Origin of the sequence: Streptomyces cacaoi (genome assembly GCF_006539165.1) — a bacterium.
Classification (GTDB): domain Bacteria; phylum Actinomycetota; class Actinomycetes; order Streptomycetales; family Streptomycetaceae; genus Streptomyces; species Streptomyces cacaoi.
In genome coordinates this window covers 54,989-71,244 of the sequence record NZ_BJMM01000023.1, presented here as the reverse complement: position 1 = coordinate 71,244, position 16,256 = coordinate 54,989, and the positions used below count along the sequence as shown (strand labels likewise).

General features: G+C 71.4%; 13 protein-coding genes. 3 read left to right on the top strand and 10 right to left on the bottom strand.

Translation table 11 applies throughout. The features are described 5' to 3' along the window. Positions 1-119 precede the first annotated feature (119 nt). The 9 genes from tpiA to SCA03_RS21105 form a co-directional block, all read right to left on the bottom strand. Positions 120-896, bottom strand: a complete 777-nt coding sequence (gene tpiA, locus SCA03_RS21145; RefSeq protein WP_086815128.1) for a triose-phosphate isomerase — start codon at positions 894-896, stop codon at positions 120-122. Further along, complete coding sequence (locus SCA03_RS21140) at positions 893-2,113, bottom strand: phosphoglycerate kinase (protein WP_086815129.1); 1,221 nt, start codon at positions 2,111-2,113, stop codon at positions 893-895. Before SCA03_RS21140 ends, tpiA begins: the two co-directional genes overlap by 4 nt. 145 nt (positions 2,114-2,258) lie before the next feature. After that, positions 2,259-3,263, bottom strand: coding sequence for a type I glyceraldehyde-3-phosphate dehydrogenase (gene gap / locus SCA03_RS21135; RefSeq protein WP_030881451.1), 1,005 nt, complete (start codon positions 3,261-3,263; stop codon positions 2,259-2,261). Between the two features lie 199 nt (positions 3,264-3,462). Beyond that, positions 3,463-4,440, bottom strand: coding sequence for a DNA-binding protein WhiA (gene whiA / locus SCA03_RS21130; protein ID WP_030881449.1), 978 nt, complete (start codon positions 4,438-4,440; stop codon positions 3,463-3,465). Beyond that, the gene (locus tag SCA03_RS21125; RefSeq protein ID WP_030881448.1) at positions 4,431-5,459 is read right to left on the bottom strand and encodes a gluconeogenesis factor YvcK family protein; all 1,029 of its coding nucleotides are present in this window, start codon (positions 5,457-5,459) and stop codon (positions 4,431-4,433) included. Before SCA03_RS21125 ends, whiA begins: the two co-directional genes overlap by 10 nt. A gap of 5 nt (positions 5,460-5,464) precedes the next feature. Further along, positions 5,465-6,427, bottom strand: a complete 963-nt coding sequence (rapZ, locus tag SCA03_RS21120; protein ID WP_051856544.1) for an RNase adapter RapZ — start codon at positions 6,425-6,427, stop codon at positions 5,465-5,467. 89 nt (positions 6,428-6,516) lie between these two features. Next, on the bottom strand, positions 6,517-8,583 hold the full coding sequence (gene uvrC, locus SCA03_RS21115) for an excinuclease ABC subunit UvrC (RefSeq protein WP_030881443.1): 2,067 nt from the start codon (positions 8,581-8,583) through the stop codon (positions 6,517-6,519). Positions 8,584-8,688: 105 nt separating this feature from the next. Then, positions 8,689-9,345, bottom strand: coding sequence for an MBL fold metallo-hydrolase (locus SCA03_RS21110; protein WP_030881441.1), 657 nt, complete (start codon positions 9,343-9,345; stop codon positions 8,689-8,691). Positions 9,346-9,393: 48 nt separating this feature from the next. After that, positions 9,394-10,095 (bottom strand): maleylpyruvate isomerase family mycothiol-dependent enzyme, encoded by a 702-nt coding sequence (locus tag SCA03_RS21105; protein ID WP_030881439.1) that lies wholly within the window; start codon positions 10,093-10,095, stop codon positions 9,394-9,396. Between the two features lie 261 nt (positions 10,096-10,356). Between SCA03_RS21105 and uvrA the strand changes: the two genes are divergently transcribed. Together uvrA and SCA03_RS21095 are read left to right on the top strand one after the other, a co-directional pair. Continuing rightward, positions 10,357-13,527, top strand: a complete 3,171-nt coding sequence (gene uvrA, locus SCA03_RS21100) for an excinuclease ABC subunit UvrA (protein ID WP_169729622.1) — start codon at positions 10,357-10,359, stop codon at positions 13,525-13,527. A 162-nt stretch (positions 13,528-13,689) separates the two neighbouring features. Beyond that, complete coding sequence (locus tag SCA03_RS21095) at positions 13,690-14,145, top strand: Rieske (2Fe-2S) protein (protein WP_030881435.1); 456 nt, start codon at positions 13,690-13,692, stop codon at positions 14,143-14,145. A gap of 316 nt (positions 14,146-14,461) precedes the next feature. On the opposite strand, the gene SCA03_RS21090 is transcribed toward SCA03_RS21095, so the two are convergent. After that, entirely contained in the window at positions 14,462-15,418 is a 957-nt protein-coding gene (locus SCA03_RS21090) for a hypothetical protein (RefSeq protein WP_086815130.1), read from the bottom strand. A gap of 207 nt (positions 15,419-15,625) precedes the next feature. On the opposite strand from SCA03_RS21090, the gene SCA03_RS21085 reads away from it, so the two are divergent. Further along, positions 15,626-16,252, top strand: coding sequence for a papain-like cysteine protease family protein (locus SCA03_RS21085; protein WP_030887050.1), 627 nt, complete (start codon positions 15,626-15,628; stop codon positions 16,250-16,252). Positions 16,253-16,256: the final 4 nt, after the last annotated feature.

Here is a 16,256-nt window from a genome sequence, read left to right as displayed (position 1 = left end):
ACTGACGACGCGGGGTGAGGAAACCCTTGCGCCCGCGGGGCCGGCCCTCGGCAACGGCCTCGGCCCGGCCCCGCAAGACTACGACGGGCGACGGCCCGCCGTCACACGCCGGAGCGTGCTCACTGGTCCCGGAAACGGACGATCTTGACGAACTCGTCCGCGTCGAGAGAGGCGCCACCGACCAGGGCGCCGTCGATGTCGGGCTGTTCCATGATCTTGGCGACGTTGCCCGACTTCACCGAACCGCCGTACTGGATACGGACCTTGTCGGCCGTGTCCTGGTCGTACAGCTCCGCGATGCGCCCGCGGATCGCGCCGCACACCTCCTGTGCGTCGCCCTCGCCGCACACCTTGCCGGTGCCGATGGCCCACACCGGCTCGTAGGCGATGACCAGCCCGGAGACCGTCTCGGCCGGGACGCCCTCCAGGGCGCCGTCGACCTGGGCGAGCGTGTGCGCGACCTGGTTGCCCGCCTCGCGGACGGCCAGTTCCTCGCCGACGCACACGATCGGGGTGAGGCCGTGCTTGACGGCGGCCTTCACCTTGGCGTTCACGACCGCCTCGTCCTCGGCGTGGTACTGCCGGCGCTCGGAGTGACCGATCGTGACGTAGGTGCAGCTGAGCTTGGCCAGCATCGCGCCGGAGATCTCACCGGTGTAGGCACCGGACTCGTGCGCCGAGACGTCCTGGGCGCCGTACTTGATCTTCAGCTTGTCGCCGTCGACCAGCGTCTGGACCGAGCGCAGATCGGTGAACGGCGGCAGGACCGCGACCTCGACGGCCTCGTGGTCCTTGTCCGTCAGCGCGAAGGCGAGCTTCTGGACGTGCGCGATGGCCTCAAGGTGGTTGAGGTTCATCTTCCAGTTGCCCGCCATCAGCGGGGTACGGGTGGTCATGCGGGTGCGTCCTCCAGTGCGGCGAGACCGGGCAGCGTCTTGCCCTCCAGGTATTCCAGGCTGGCTCCGCCGCCGGTCGAGATGTGGCCGAACTTCGCCTCGTCGAAGCCGAGCTGGCGCACGGCGGCGGCGCTGTCGCCACCGCCGACGACCGTGAAGGCCGGGCTGTCCAGCAGCGCCTGGGCGACCGCGCGGGTGCCCTCGGCGAAGTCCGGGTGCTCGAAGACGCCCATCGGGCCGTTCCAGAAGACGGTGGCCGCGTCGGCGAGCTTCGAGGCGTAGAGCCTACGGCTCTCCGGCCCGATGTCCAGTCCCATCAGGCCGTCCGGGATCTCCCCCGCCGGCACGGTCTGCGGCTCGGTCGGCGCCTTGGCCTTCAGATCGGGGAACTCGGAGGTCGCCAGCACGTCGACGGGCAGCACGAACTCCACGCCCAGCTCCTCGGCCCGCTGGAGGTAGCCCTTGACGGTGGAGAGCTGGTCCTCCTGCACCAGGGAGTCGCCGACGGCGTACCCCTGCGCCTTGAGGAAGGTGTACGCCATGCCGCCGCCGATCAGGAGCCGGTCGGCCTTCTGCATCAGGTGGTCGATCACACCGAGCTTGTCGGAGACCTTCGCACCACCCAGGACCACGGCGTAGGGCCGCTCGACGTCCTCGGTGAGCTTCTTCAGGACGCCGACCTCGGTCGCGATCAGATACCCGGCGGCGTGCGGCAGCCGGGCCGGCAGATCGTAGACGGAGGCGTGCTTGCGGTGCACGGCGCCGAAGCCGTCCCCGACGTAGGCGTCCGCCAGCCCGGCCAACTCGTCGGCGAACGCGCCGCGTTCGGCGTCGTCCTTGCTCGTCTCGCCGGCGTTGAAACGGAGGTTCTCCAGCAGCGTGACCTCGCCGTCGGCCAGGGCGCCGACGGTGGCCTTCGCGCTGTCGCCCACCGTGTCGGTCGCGAACGGGACGCTGGTGCCGAGCAGTTCACCGAGCCGGTCGGCGACCGGCGCGAGGGAGAACTGCGGGTCGGGCGCGCCCTTGGGGCGGCCCAGATGGGAGGCCACGACCACCCGCGCGCCGCTCTCGGCGAGCTTTCTGATCGTGGGGACGGCGGCCCGGATACGGCCGTCGTCGGTGATGGTCTGGCCGTCGAGCGGGACGTTGAGATCGGCGCGGACGAAGACCCGCTTGCCGCTCACGCCGTCGGCGACCAGTTCGTCGATCGTCTTCATGCAGGCTCCTGCTCAGGGGTCCCGGGACGGGGTGCCCCGGGGGCTGCAGCACGGAACAGGGCCCGTGCGGTGCGGGGCGCACGGGCCCTGTTCCTCAGCGTGCTGGTGCGTTCTCCAACGGTCTGCTGCCTCGTGAGGCTGCGGGTCAGAGGCGGTTACCGACGAAGGTGGTGAGATCGGCGAGCCGGTTGGAGTAGCCCCACTCGTTGTCGTACCAGCCAATGATCTTGGCCTGGTTGCCGTCGACCATGGTGAGGGAGGCGTCGAAGGTGCAGGACGGCGGCTGGTTGACGATGTCCGAGGAGACGATCTCGTCCTCGGTGTACTCGACGATGCCCTTGAGCTGACCCTCGGCGGCCTTCTTGAAGGCCGCGTTGACCTCGTCCTTGGTGGTCTCGCGCTTCAGCTCGATCACCAGGTCGGTGACGGAGCCGGTCGGGACCGGGACGCGCATCGCGATGCCGTCCAGACGGCCCTTGAGCTGCGGCAGGACCAGCGCGGTGGCCTTCGCGGCGCCCGTCGTGGTCGGGATGATGTTCTCCGCGGCGGCCCGCGCACGGCGCAGGTCCTTGTGCGGGAAGTCCAGGATGCGCTGGTCGTTGGTGTAGGCGTGGACCGTCGTCATCATGCCGCGCTCGATGCCGAAGTTCTCGTCCATCACCTTCGCCATCGGCGCCACACAGTTGGTGGTGCAGGAGGCGTTCGAGATGACGTCGTGCTGCGACGGGTCGTACTTGTCCTCGTTGACGCCCATCACGATGGTGATGTCCTCGTTCTTGGCCGGGGCCGAGATGAGGACCTTCTTCGCGCCGGCGGCCAGGTGCTTGGCCGCGTCGTCACGCTTGGTGAAGATGCCGGTGGACTCGATGACGATGTCGGCACCCAGCTCGCTCCAGGGGAGCTGGGCCGGGTCCTTCTCCGCCATCGTCTTGAAGGTCTGCTTGCCGACGGTGATCGTGTCCTCGGTGTGGCTGACCTCGTACGGGAGGCGGCCGAGCACGCTGTCGTACTTCAGCAGGTGGACGAGAGTGGCGTTGTCGGTCAGGTCGTTGACACCGACGATCTCGATGTCCGCACCCTGGTTCAGCAGCGCGCGGAAGTAGTTACGACCGATACGGCCAAAGCCGTTGATGCCTACGCGGATCGTCACGAACCGATCTCCTCGCTAGGTGCGCCGGTGAGGACACCGGCGAATGCTGTTTGGGATGTCCCCGACCGAGTCCGACCCTACCTCTCCATCGCGGCGGGGCTCACATCGGCCGGGTGGGCGAAACGGGCCCCCTCAGCCGCTCAACCGCAAGGATTTTCACGGCTTCCCGCTCGATTGTTGAGGGGCTCCGCTCAGGCGTTCAGCCGACCATTTCCTCGGTCAGGTTGGACTCCGTTCCCGGGATCCCCAGGTCCTGCGCACGCTTGTCCGCCATCGCCAGCAGACGCCGGATACGGCCCGCGACCGCGTCCTTGGTCAGCGGCGGGTCGGCGAGCGCACCCAGCTCCTCCAGTGAAGCCTGCTTGTGCTCCATGCGCAGCCGGCCGGCGGCGGCCAGGTGCTCGGGCACCTCGTCCCCCAGGATCTCCAGCGCCCGCTGCACCCGCGCGCCGGCGGCCACGGCCGCCCGGGCCGAGCGGCGCAGATTGGCGTCGTCGAAGTTGGCGAGGCGGTTGGCGGTGGCCCGCACCTCGCGGCGCATCCGGCGCTCCTCCCAGGCGAGCACCGACTCGTGCGCCCCCAGCCGCGTCAGCAGCGCGCCGATCGCGTCACCGTCCCGGACGACGACGCGGTCGACGCCGCGGACCTCGCGGGCCTTCGCGGCGATCTGCAACCGGCGGGCGGCGCCGACCAGCGCCAGGGCCGCCTCCGGGCCCGGGCAGGTGACCTCCAGCGAGGAGCTGCGGCCCGGCTCGGTGAGCGAACCGTGGGCCAGGAAAGCGCCGCGCCAGGCGGCCTCGGCATCGCAGGTGGCCCCCGAGACCACCTGCGGCGGCAGACCTCGGATGGGCCGGCCGCGCCCGTCCACGAGGCCCGTCTGGCGGGCCAGCTGATCGCCGCCGGCGACCACCCGCACCACGTACCTGCTGTTGCGGCGCAGCCCGCTGGGTGCCATCACCACGAGATCCGAGGCGTGCCCGAAGATCTCCAGGATGTCCTTGCGCAGGCGCCGGGCCGCGATCCCCGTGTCCAGCTCCGCCTCGATCACGATCCGCCCGCTCACCAGGTGCAGGCCCCCCGCGAAGCGCAGGATCGACGACACCTCCGACTTGCGGCAGCAGGTCCGGGTGACGGGAAGCCGGGAGATCTCGTCCTTCACCGCGGGCGTCATCGCCATGGGCCGATCCTTCCATGCATCCGAAAAATACGGTCGTACGCGGCGGCCAGCAGCTCGGGATCGTGCCTCGGAGCGCCCCCGGGAGCCGCTACCCGCGCCAGCTCGACCGCCCCCGAGAGCCGCTCGGCGGCCTCCGTCAGGGAGTCCTGGTCGGGCACGGCGTCCTGGTCGGCCAGCACCACGTCGAAGGCGAGTTTAGGGGCGTGTCGTGCCAAAACCTCCAAATGACGCTGCGGGGAAAAACCATCCGTTTCGCCGGGCTGCGGCGCGAGGTTGAGCGAGAGGACCTTGCGGGCCTTCGTCTCGGTGAGCGCCTCCAGGAGTTCGGGCACCAGCAGGTGCGGAATGACGGAGGAGAACCAGGAGCCGGGGCCGAGCACGACCCAGTCGGCGTCCAGGACGGCGCTGACCGCCTCGGGGACGGCCGGCGGGTCGGCGGGCACCAGGTGCACCTCCTGGACCTCCCCCGGCGTGAGCGCGACGGTGGCCTGGCCGCGCACCACCGACAGATCCTCGGGGCGCGCGGGATCGTGGCCGCGTACGCGGGCGCGCAGCTCCAGCGGGACGGCGGACATGGGGAGCACGCGGCCGTGTGCGCCCAGCAGTTTGCCGACCAGGTCGAGCGCCTGGACGTGATCGCCCAGCTGTTCCCACAGGGCGACGATCAGCAGATTGCCGACCGCGTGCTCGTGCAGATCGCCCCGGCTCTCGAAGCGGTGCTGGATGACCTCGGCCCAGGTGCGGCCCCACTCGTCGTCCCCGCACAGCGCCGCGAGGGCCTTGCGCAGATCGCCCGGGGGCAGCACGCCCAGTTCGTCGCGCAGCCGGCCGCTGGAGCCGCCGTCGTCGGCGACGGTGACGACGGCGGTGAGATCGCCGGTGATGCGGCGCAGCGCCGTCAGCGAGGCCGACAGGCCCATGCCGCCGCCCAGCGCGACGACCTTGGGCGCTTTACCCGCGGCTCCGCTGCGCAGCGCTCCGCGGGGGCCGACGAGGTGGCGGAGGGTCCTGCGCGGCATACGCCTCACTCACGTCCCATGTCGCGGTGGACCACGACGGTCTCGACGCCGCCGTCGGACAGCCGGCGGGCCAGCTTCTCCGACATGGCGACGCTCCGGTGCTTGCCGCCCGTGCAGCCGACGGCGACGGTCACGTACCGCTTGCCCTCGCGGCGGTAGCCGGCGGCGATCAGCTGGAGCAGCTCGGTGTAGCGGTCCAGGAACTCCTTGGCGCCGGGCTGGTTGAAGACATAGGTGGCCACTTCCTCGCTGGTGCCGGTGAAGGGCCGCAGCTCGGGGACCCAGTGCGGGTTGGGCAGGAAGCGGCAGTCCACGACGAGGTCGGCGTCCACCGGCAGGCCGTACTTGTAGCCGAACGACATGACGGTGGCGCGGAGTTCGGGCTCCTCCTCGCCGGCGAACTGGGCGTCCAGCTTCGCGCGCAGCTCGTGCACGTTCAGGCTGGAGGTGTCGATCACCAGGTCGGCGTCGCCGCGCAGTTCGCGCAGCAGGTCCCGCTCGGCGGCGATGCCGTCGACGATGCGGCCGTCGCCCTGGAGCGGGTGCGGGCGGCGCACCGATTCGAACCGGCGCACCAGGGCCTCGTCGGACGCCTCCAGGAAGACGATGCGCCGGGCCACGTGGTACGCGGCGAGGTCGGCCAGCGCGCCCTTGAGGTTGTCGAAGAAGTTGCGGCCGCGCACGTCGACGACGACGGCGATCCGGGCCACGTTCCCCTGCGAGCGGGCCCCCAGCTCGACCATGGTGGGGATCAGCTCCGGCGGCAGGTTGTCCACGACGAACCAGCCCAGGTCCTCCAGGCACTTGGCCGCGGTACTCCGGCCGGCGCCCGACATCCCGGAGATGATCACCAGCTCGGGGATCGTCGCGCCCGCCGCCTCCTGCGGCTGTGCCGGTTTGGCCGTACTCACCACTGCTCCGTCTCCGCGCTTCCCGTTCAGCTCACGTTCCGCGCTCACGCTGCTCATCCCGCTCGTCCCCCCGTCATCCGTGCGTTGTCGGCCGTCACCGACGGTGCCGACCCCCGCGCGGGCCGGCGCCCCCGGCGACAGCCCGCTCACTCCTCTTCAACGATCTCACCGGTCGCGGTATTCACCACCGGGGCCGACGGCTGCGTTCCCGCCAGGGCCGCGGCCACCGTCTCCGCCGTCTTCCGGCCCACGCCGGGCACCTGGGAGATCTCCTCCACGGTGGCCGCGCGCAGCTTCTTGACCGACCCGAAGTGCTTGAGCAGCGCCTTCTTCCGCGTCTCCCCCAGGCCCTGGACGTCGTCCAGCGGGCTGCGGCGGACGCGTTTGCCGCGCTTGCCCCGCTGGTAGCGGATGGCGAACCGGTGCGCCTCGTCGCGGACCCGTTGCAGCAGGTACAGGCCCTCGCTGGTGCGGGGCAGCACGACCGGGTCGCTCTCGCCCGGCACCCACACCTCCTCCAGCCGCTTGGCCAGGCCGCAGACCGCGACGTCGTCGATGCCCAGCTCGTCCAGCGCCGCCTGCGCCGCCGCCACCTGCGGCCGGCCGCCGTCGACGACGACGAGCTGCGGCGGGTAGGCGAACTTCTTCGGGCGGCCGTCCTCGTCCCGGCCGGCGCCGCGGACATCGGCCGGTTCGGGGCCTGCCGGCTCCTCCTCGGCGCGCAGCTCGGCCTCCGGCGTCGCCGGCAGGGCGCCGTTCTCCTCGCCCTCCGGCCACTCTCCGGTCTTCTGCCGCTCCAGCAGGTAGCGGCGGAAGCGGCGGCTGACGACCTCGTGCATCGCGCGGACGTCGTCCTGGCCGGCGAAGGACTTGATCTGGAAGCGGCGGTACTCGCTCTTGCGGGCCAGGCCGTCCTCGAAGACGACCATCGAGGCCACCACGTCGTCGCCCTGGAGGTGCGAGATGTCGAAGCACTCGATGCGCAGCGGCACCTCCTCCAGATCGAGCGCCCCGGCGATCTCCTCCAGGGCGCGGGAGCGGGTCGTCAGATCGGAGGCGCGCTTGGTCTTGTGCAGGGCGAGGGCGTGCTGGGCGTTGCGGTGCACCGTCTCCATGAGGGCGCGCTTGTCGCCACGCTGCGGGATGCGGAGGTCGACCTGGGCGCCGCGGCGCTCGCTCAGCCACTGCGTTATCGGCTCGGCGGGCTCGGGCAGCGCCGGGACCAGCACCTCCTTGGGCACGCCGCCGTTGCCGGCGCCGCCGCCGGCGTCGCCGCTCTCGTCGCCGTAGAGCTGCTGGAGCGCGTGCTCGACCAGGCCGGCCGTGGCGACCTCCTCGACCTTGTCGGTGACCCAGCCGCGCTGGCCGCGCACCCGGCCGCCGCGCACATGGAAGATCTGCACCGCGGCCTCCAGCTCGTCCTCGGCGACGGCGATCAGATCGGCGTCGGTGGCGTCGGTGAGGACGACGGCGTTCTTCTCCATGGCGCGCTTGAGCGCCTCGATGTCGTCCCGCAGCTTGGCGGCCCGCTCGTACTCCATCTCCTCGGCGGCCTCGGCCATCCGCCGCTCCAGGCGGCGCAGATGGGAACCGGTGTGCCCGGCCATGAAGTCGCAGAACTCGGCGGCCAGTTCGCGGTGCTCCTCCGGGGAGACCCGGCCGACGCAGGGGGCGGAGCACTTGCCGATGTAGCCCAGCAGACAGGGCCTGCCGATCTGCGCGGAACGCTTGAACACCCCTGCGGAGCAGGTGCGTACGGGAAAGACGCGGAGCATCAGGTCGACCGTCTCGCGGATCGCCCACGCCTGGCCGTAGGGGCCGAAGTAGCGCACGCCCTTCTTCTTCTGGCCGCGCATCACCTGGACCCGGGGGAACTGCTCGTTCATCGTCACCGCGAGATACGGATAGCTCTTGTCGTCGCGGTACTTGACGTTGAAGCGGGGGTCGTACTCCTTGATCCAGGTGTATTCGAGCTGGAGCGCCTCGACCTCGGTGGCGACGACCGTCCACTCCACGGACGCCGCCGTCGTCACCATCGTGCGGGTGCGCGGGTGCAGGCCGGAGAGATCCTGGAAGTAGTTGTTCAGCCGCTGGCGCAGGCTCTTGGCCTTGCCGACGTAGATCACCCGGCGGTGCTCGTCGCGGAAGCGGTAGACCCCGGGCGAGTCGGGGATCTCTCCCGGTTCGGGTCGATAGGTGGTGGGGTCTGCCATGGTGGACACCCTACTTGCGGAGGGTGACGGTGGACGGTGGCGCGGGGTGCGCCGGGGGTCCCCGAGGGGCTCGTCGCCCGCCCCCGGCCGGCCCGACTCCCGCTGCTACCAGCCGCGTTCGCGCCACTCGGCCAGCTGCGGGCGCTCCGCTCCCAGGGTGGTGTCGGCCCCGTGCCCGGGGTAGACCCAGGTCTCGTCGGGGAGCTGGTCGAAGATCTTGTGCTCGACGTCGTCGATCAGCCGGGCGAACGCGGCGGAGTCGCCGAAGGTGTTGCCGACGCCGCCGGGGAAGAGGCAGTCGCCGGTGAACACGTGCGGATGGCCGTGCGGGTCGTCGTAGATCAGGGCGATGGAGCCCGGGGTGTGGCCGACGAGGTGGCGGGCGCGCAGCTCCACCTCGCCGACCTGGATGACGCCGCCGTCCTCGACGAGCACATCGGTGGGCACCGGGATCCCCTCGGCGTCCTCCTTGCCCGCGTAGGTGGTGGCCCGGGTGGCCCGGACGACCTCGTCGAGCGCCTGCCAGTGGTCGCCGTGCCGGTGCGTGGTGACGACCGCGGCGATGCCGTCCTCGCCGATGAAACGCAGCAGCGTCTCCGGCTCGTTCGCCGCGTCGATCAGCAGCTGTTCGTCCGTCGCGCGGCAGCGCAGCAGATACGCGTTGTTGTCCATGGGGCCGACGGCGATCTTGGAGATCATCAGCCCCGGCAGCTCGTGCACGTCTGCGGGTCCGCCGACCCGCACCTCTCCGGTGTACGCCATGGGGTCAGCCTAGGCTCCGGCGTCGCCCGCGCGCCTGCCCCGGGGGGCTCACAGCGGGGGCAGCTTCGGGAGGGAGCCGCGGGCCGAGAGGCCGGTGCCGCTGGTGCGGCCGGCGAGCCAGCCGACCAGCGCGGACGGGCTGCCGGCCACGACGAGCGGCGGCTGCCCCTCGCGCGGCTCGGCACCGGTGTGCCAGACCCGGCCGTCCTCGGCGCGCAGTTCGATCGCCTCGGGGACGTCCGGATGGGAGGCGAACCGGCGGGCCAGGGTGGTCAGCTCGCGGTCGAGGAAGGTGCCCGGCAGGTCCTCCAGGGTGTAGCCGATGCCGAGGTCGACGTGGTGCAGCTCGACCTCGACCCAGCGCCGGAAGGGCAGCGCGGAGGCGAGGTCGGTCACGCCGTTGCGCAGGGTGACGGTGCGCTTCCAGTCCTCCTCGGTGAGCCCGTGGAAGGCGGTGTCGAGCCGGGAGGCGGTGCGGCGCACATCGTCGAGCAGCTCGGCGAGTGTGCTGCCGGCGCCGCGCTCGATGTCGGCGTCCCGGGCCTCGGCACTGCGGTACATGGGCTGTCCCGCGAGCACGTTGACGAGGGCGTCGGCGTTGCGGGCGAGGTGCGCGAGGACGTGCGCACGGGTCCAGCCGGGGAGCTGGGACGGCTGGGTGACCTCGGCGGAATCGAGCTTCATGAGGGCGTGAAGGAGTTGCTCGGTGGCGGTCCGTACACGTTCGGCATCCTGCTCGGGCGTGATCATGGCCCCAAGCTAATGCGGCCCCGGTGAGGAGCGGAAGACGGCGGGCTGCCGGGTGGACCGGAGGGCGGAGCGGCACAAAATCGAATACGCGTGCTATAGGCTCGGGGGAGGTTCCCGACCGGGAAGCGCACCACACTCCGGCCGGCGCCGTCCTACTCTTGGGGGATGTCCCCGTGCCGCCCCGGGCGCACGTCCTTCCCTCCCTCCGCGGGCAGCAGCCCGCGGCCCAAGCAGCAGCAGGCATGAAAGGTGCACGCCAGCGTGGCCGACCGTCTCCTCGTCCGTGGCGCTCGGGAGCACAATCTCCGGAACGTCTCGATCGACCTCCCCCGCGACTCCCTGATCGTCTTCACCGGCCTCTCCGGCTCGGGGAAGTCGTCGCTCGCCTTCGACACGATCTTCGCGGAGGGCCAGCGGCGCTACGTGGAGTCGCTGTCCGCCTACGCGCGGCAGTTCCTCGGGCAGATGGACAAGCCCGATGTCGACTTCATCGAGGGCCTGTCCCCCGCGGTCTCCATCGACCAGAAGTCGACCTCGCGCAATCCGCGCTCGACCGTCGGCACGATCACCGAGGTGTACGACTACCTCCGGCTGCTCTACGCCCGGATCGGCAAGCCGCACTGCCCGGTGTGCTCCCGGCCCATCGCCCGGCAGTCGCCGCAGGCGATCGTCGACAAGGTGCTCGGCCTGGAGGAGGGCAGCCGCTTCCAGGTGCTCTCGCCGCTGGTGCGCGAGCGCAAGGGCGAGTTCGTCGACCTCTTCAACGAGCTCCAGACCAAGGGCTACAGCCGGGCCCGGGTGGACGGGACGACGATCCAGCTGTCCGACCCGCCGAAGCTGAAGAAGCAGGAGAAGCACACCATCGAGGTGGTCGTCGACCGCCTCACCGTCAAGAGCACCGCCAAGCGCCGGCTGACCGACTCGGTCGAGACCGCGCTGGGGCTCTCCGGCGGCATGGTCATCCTCGACTTCGTCGATCTGGAGCCGGACGACCCGCAGCGTGAGCGGATGTACTCCGAGCACCTGTACTGCCCCTACGACGACCTCTCGTTCGAGGAGCTGGAGCCGCGCTCCTTCTCCTTCAACTCCCCCTTCGGCGCCTGCCCGGTGTGCACCGGCATCGGCACCCAGATGGAGGTGGACCCGGAGCTGATCGTCCCGGACGAGGACAAGTCGCTGGACGAGGGCGCCATCCACCCCTGGTCGCACGGGCACACCCGGGAGTACTTCGGCCGGCTCATCGGCGCGCTGGCCGACGCGCTCGGCTTCCGTACCGACATCCCCTGGGCGGGGCTGCCGGCCCGCGCCAAGAAGGCGCTGCTGTACGGCCACAAGACCCAGGTCGAGGTGCGCTACCGCAACCGGTACGGCCGGGAGCGGGCCTACACCACGGCGTTCGAGGGCGCGGTGCCGTTCGTCAAGCGGCGGCACTCCGAGGCGGAGACCGACAGCAGCCGGGAGCGCTTCGAGGGCTACATGCGCGAGGTGAACTGCCCGGCCTGCGAGGGCACCCGGCTCAAGCCGCTGATCCTCTCGGTGACGGTGCAGGGCAAGTCGATCGCGGAGGCGTCCGCGATGTCGATCACCGAGTGCGCCGACTTCCTGCGCGATCTGGAGCTGACCGGGCGCGAGAAGAAGATCGCCGAGCGGGTGCTCAAGGAGGTCAACGAGCGGCTGCGCTTCCTCGTCGACGTCGGCCTGGACTATCTGACGCTCAACCGCGCGGCGGGCACCCTCTCCGGCGGCGAGGCCCAGCGCATCCGGCTGGCCACCCAGATCGGCTCCGGCCTGGTGGGCGTGCTCTACGTGCTGGACGAGCCGTCGATCGGGCTGCACCAGCGGGACAACCACCGGCTGATCGAGACGCTGGTACGGCTGCGGGACCTGGGCAACACCCTGATCGTCGTCGAGCACGACGAGGACACCATCAAGGCGTCCGACTGGGTCGTGGACATCGGCCCCGGCGCCGGCGAGCACGGCGGCAAGGTCGTGCACAGCGGCCCGTTGAAGGAGCTGCTGGCCAACTCCGACTCGGTCACCGGCGAGTACCTGGCGGGCAAGCGGGAGATCCCGGTGCCCGAGGTGCGCAGGCCCGCCGATCCGGCGCGGCAGCTGACGGTGCGCGGCGCCCGGGAGAACAACCTCCAGGACATCGACGTCTCCTTCCCGCTCGGCGTGCTGACGGCCGTCACCGGCGTCTCGGGCTCGGGGAAGTCGACGCTGGTCAACGACATCCTCTACACGCATCTGGCGCGGGAGCTGAACGCCGCCAAGTCGGTGCCCGGGCGGCACGTCCGGGTGGAGGGCGACGATCTGGTGGACAAGGTCGTCCACGTCGACCAGTCCCCCATCGGCCGTACCCCGCGCTCCAACCCGGCCACCTACACGGGTGTCTTCGACCACGTCCGCAAGCTGTTCGCGGAGACGACCGAGGCGAAGGTCCGCGGCTACCAGCAGGGCCGCTTCTCGTTCAACGTCAAGGGCGGCCGGTGCGAGAACTGCGCCGGTGACGGCACGATCAAGATCGAGATGAACTTCCTGCCCGATGTGTACGTGCCCTGCGAGGTCTGCCACGGCGCCCGCTACAACCGGGAGACCCTGGAGGTGCACTACAAGGGCAAGAACATCGCCGAGGTCCTGGACATGCCGATCGAACAGGCCCTGGACTTCTTCGAGGCGGTGCCCGCGATCGCCCGGCACCTGCGGACGCTCAACGACGTCGGCCTCGGCTATGTGCGGCTCGGCCAGTCGGCCCCGACGCTCTCCGGCGGCGAGGCACAGCGGGTGAAGCTCGCCAGCGAGCTCCAGAAGCGCTCGACCGGCAAGACCGTCTACGTGCTGGACGAGCCGACGACCGGCCTGCACTTCGAGGACATCCGCAAGCTCATCGCCGTGCTGGAGGGCCTGGTCGACAAGGGCAACTCGGTGATCGTCATCGAGCACAACCTGGATGTCATCAAGACCGCGGACTGGGTCGTCGACCTCGGCCCCGAGGGCGGCAACGGCGGCGGGCTCCTGGTCGCCGAGGGCACCCCCGAGGAGGTCGCCTCCGTCCCGGCCAGCCACACCGGCAAATTCTTGCGCGACATGCTCGGCGACCGCGTGAGCGACGCGGCACCGCCCGCGGGGCGCGGCCGGAAGGCGGGCGCGAAGTCCCGTACGGGCGCGGCGAAGACGGTGGCCTCGGCGGGTGCGGCGAAGAAGACCGTCACCGCGCGGGCCGCCGGGAAGAAGGCGGCGGCGAAGTCGTCCGCGGCTGAGAAGTCCTCGGCGTCCTCTGCGTCGTCGAAGTCCTCTGCCTCGTCGAAGGCTTCGGCGACGTCGAAGGCTTCGGCGTCCTCTGCCGCCTCGAAGACCCGGGCTGCCGCCGGGAAGAAGGCGGCGGCCAAGAAGGCGCCCGCCAAGAAGGCCGCCAAGGGCGCGAAGAAGTAGCCCCGGGCGCCGGGGCGGCCCCGGGCGCGGGCGCATGTGCGCGCGTCCGCGCCCGGGTGCCGGCACCGGGCGCCCGAAGGCACACGAAGGGGACGTAGAGTACGGCGCGTGAGCAGCAGTGAGCCCGGTACGGGCACCGATCACGAGCCCGGTACGGCCGCCGTGTCCGGGCAGCAGACCGGCCAGGCACCACGGGCGGGACGCCGCGCCGTCCTGTGCGGGGCGGCCCTGGCGGCGCTCGGGCTGACGGCCGCCGCGTGCGGCGGTTCGGAAGGCTCCGGCCAGGACGGCGGTTCACCCGGCCCGGACGAGCCGGTCGAGCTGGGGGCGGCCGACGCCGTCCCGGTCGGCGGGGCGAAGATCTATCCGAAGCAGCGGGTGCTCGTGTCCCGGCCCGCCGACGGCGAGTTCAAGTGCTTCAGCGCCGTGTGCACCCACCAGGGCGGGATGCTCGACAGCGTAGAGAAGGGCGAGGCCGTGTGCCCGCTGCACGGCAGCCGGTTCGAGGCCGCCACGGGCAAGGTGGCCCAGGGGCCCGCGACGAAGCCGCTGCCGGAGGTCCCGGTGAAGGTCCGGAACGGCAAGCTCGTGGCGGGCGGCGGTCCACTGAAGGGCTAGGGAGTGCCGGCCACCGAGCGGCGTCCCTCCTGCCACCGGCCCTTCCGCCGGATCGCCGGTCCCTTCCCTCCGGTCGCCGGTGGCTTCCGTCCGGTTCGGTCCCCTGCCTTCGCGTCGCGATCCCGTTCCGTCGCGTCGCGGTCCCGTTCTTCCAGGGGCGCGGTCCCGTTCTGTCGCGGCGCGGTCCCGTTCGTCGCCGATTGCGGTGCCGTTCGCTCCGGGGCCGGTCGGGCCGGACAGGCCGGTTCCGGCCGGGAGTTCATCCCTTCGGGTGGGACGGGCTCACGCCCCGGCCCGGCGGCCGTGCGCTCCCCGGTCACTCCCAGTCCCAGCCGATGCCGAGGAGGCCGGGGCCCGCGTCGCCGCGCACCAGATGCACCGTGCGGTTGCCGCCGCTCAGCGTCAGCTCCCGCTCCTCGCAGTCCCGCGCGGACGCGGTGGCGCGTGTGAAGCTGCGGCAGCGGACCGGGAGCGCCGCGGTGTCGAAGCCCACCTGGAGGACGTACCGTCCGCCGCCGAAGCTGAAGCCCCGGACGTACTCGTGGCTCTCCCCGCCGGTGCCGTCCTGCACGGTGTAGCCGAACACATAGGTCTCCCCCGGCCGCAGCCGGGTGTCGAACAGCAGCTCGGCGACGACGACGGGGACGCCCGGCCGCCAGCGCACCCGCCCCACGCGGCAGTTCTCGTCGGCGCGCACCCGTACCAGCTCCGGTACACAGCCGGCGTCGCCGTGGTGGATGGCCAGATACCGGTCGACTCCCTCCCGGTGCGCGCCGACGGCCTGCTGGGAGGAGCGGGCCAGCAGTTCCCGGCGGGCGCCGAGCCGGACCCGTTCCCAGTGGTCCAGGGTGTGCAGCCCGCCGTCCAGGGGCGCGCCCAGCTCCGTGAGGAGGGAGCGGAGCACATCGGCCTGTTCGACGAGCGTCTGGTAGGAGCGGCCCACGGGGCGCTCGGCCGCGCTCTCGACGGGCTCCAGCAGCCGCAGCAGCGCGCCCGGAGGCAGGTCGAGCACGTCCTCCAACGCCCGGACGGCGCGCAGCGATTCGGAGCGCGCGGGGCGGCGTGCGCCCTGCTGCCAGTAGCTCAGGCTGGTGACGCCGACGGTGACGCCCCGCTCGGCGAGCTTGTGCCGGACCCGGTGGAGGGCGAGCCCCCGGGCGCGGATCGCGGCACGCAGCGCCGCGTGGAAGGGCCCCGTGCGCAGCAGCCGGGCGAGTTCGGCGGACGGCGGGCGCCGGCCGACCGCCGGGGGCGGCTCCGTGGTGTCGGGCATCCCGGTGTGAACGTTCACAGGTCCCCCTCGCTCCGCCGCCTCCGACCAGCCGGTGTGCCGGGCGCGTTCACATACGGACCCGGGTGTTCACAGGGCTCTTCCCGACGTATTGAAGCGTGTTGACCGGGCCCCGACAACTGTTGATGCTCGTCGTCATCGCATCCGGATGCGCTCCTCCGCACTTCTCGTTCCCTCGGGAGGAACGCCATGTCCCCACGCTTCTTCCGCCGTCGCGTGCCACGGGCGGGACGGCGCCGGCTCACCGTCGCGGCGCTCGCGGCCGTGCTGCTCGCCGTCCCCGTGTCGTTCGCGACCGCGGCGCCCGCCGACCGGCCGGCCACGGACGGCACCCGGGCCGCCCAGCGCCTCGACATCCGTATGCAGGCGCAGGAGCTGAGCAACTGGTGCTGGGCCGCCGGCGGCAACACCATCGCCTCCTACCTGGGCCGCGGCTACGACCAGAACGCCTTCTGCAACGCCGCGTTCGGCCGCAGCCAGGGCTCCTCGTGCCCCAACAACCAGGCCACGCTCGGCAATGTGCAGAACGCGTTCGACTGGATGGGCATCAACCCGGGCCGCTACGTCTCCGGCTGGCTGCGCTACGGCACGGTGCAGGGCGAGATCGACGCCGGACGCCCGGTCGAGACCCGGATCCAGTGGAGCTCCGGCGGCGGCCACATGCACGTCCTCTACGGCTACGACAACAGCAACGGCTGGGTCTACTGGGGCGACCCCTGGCCCTCCAACAACCGCTACAACTGGGCCTCCCACGACTGGTACATCGCCAACAACCAGTTCTCCTGGACCCATTCGCTCTACGGGATCGGAGCGTGAGCAC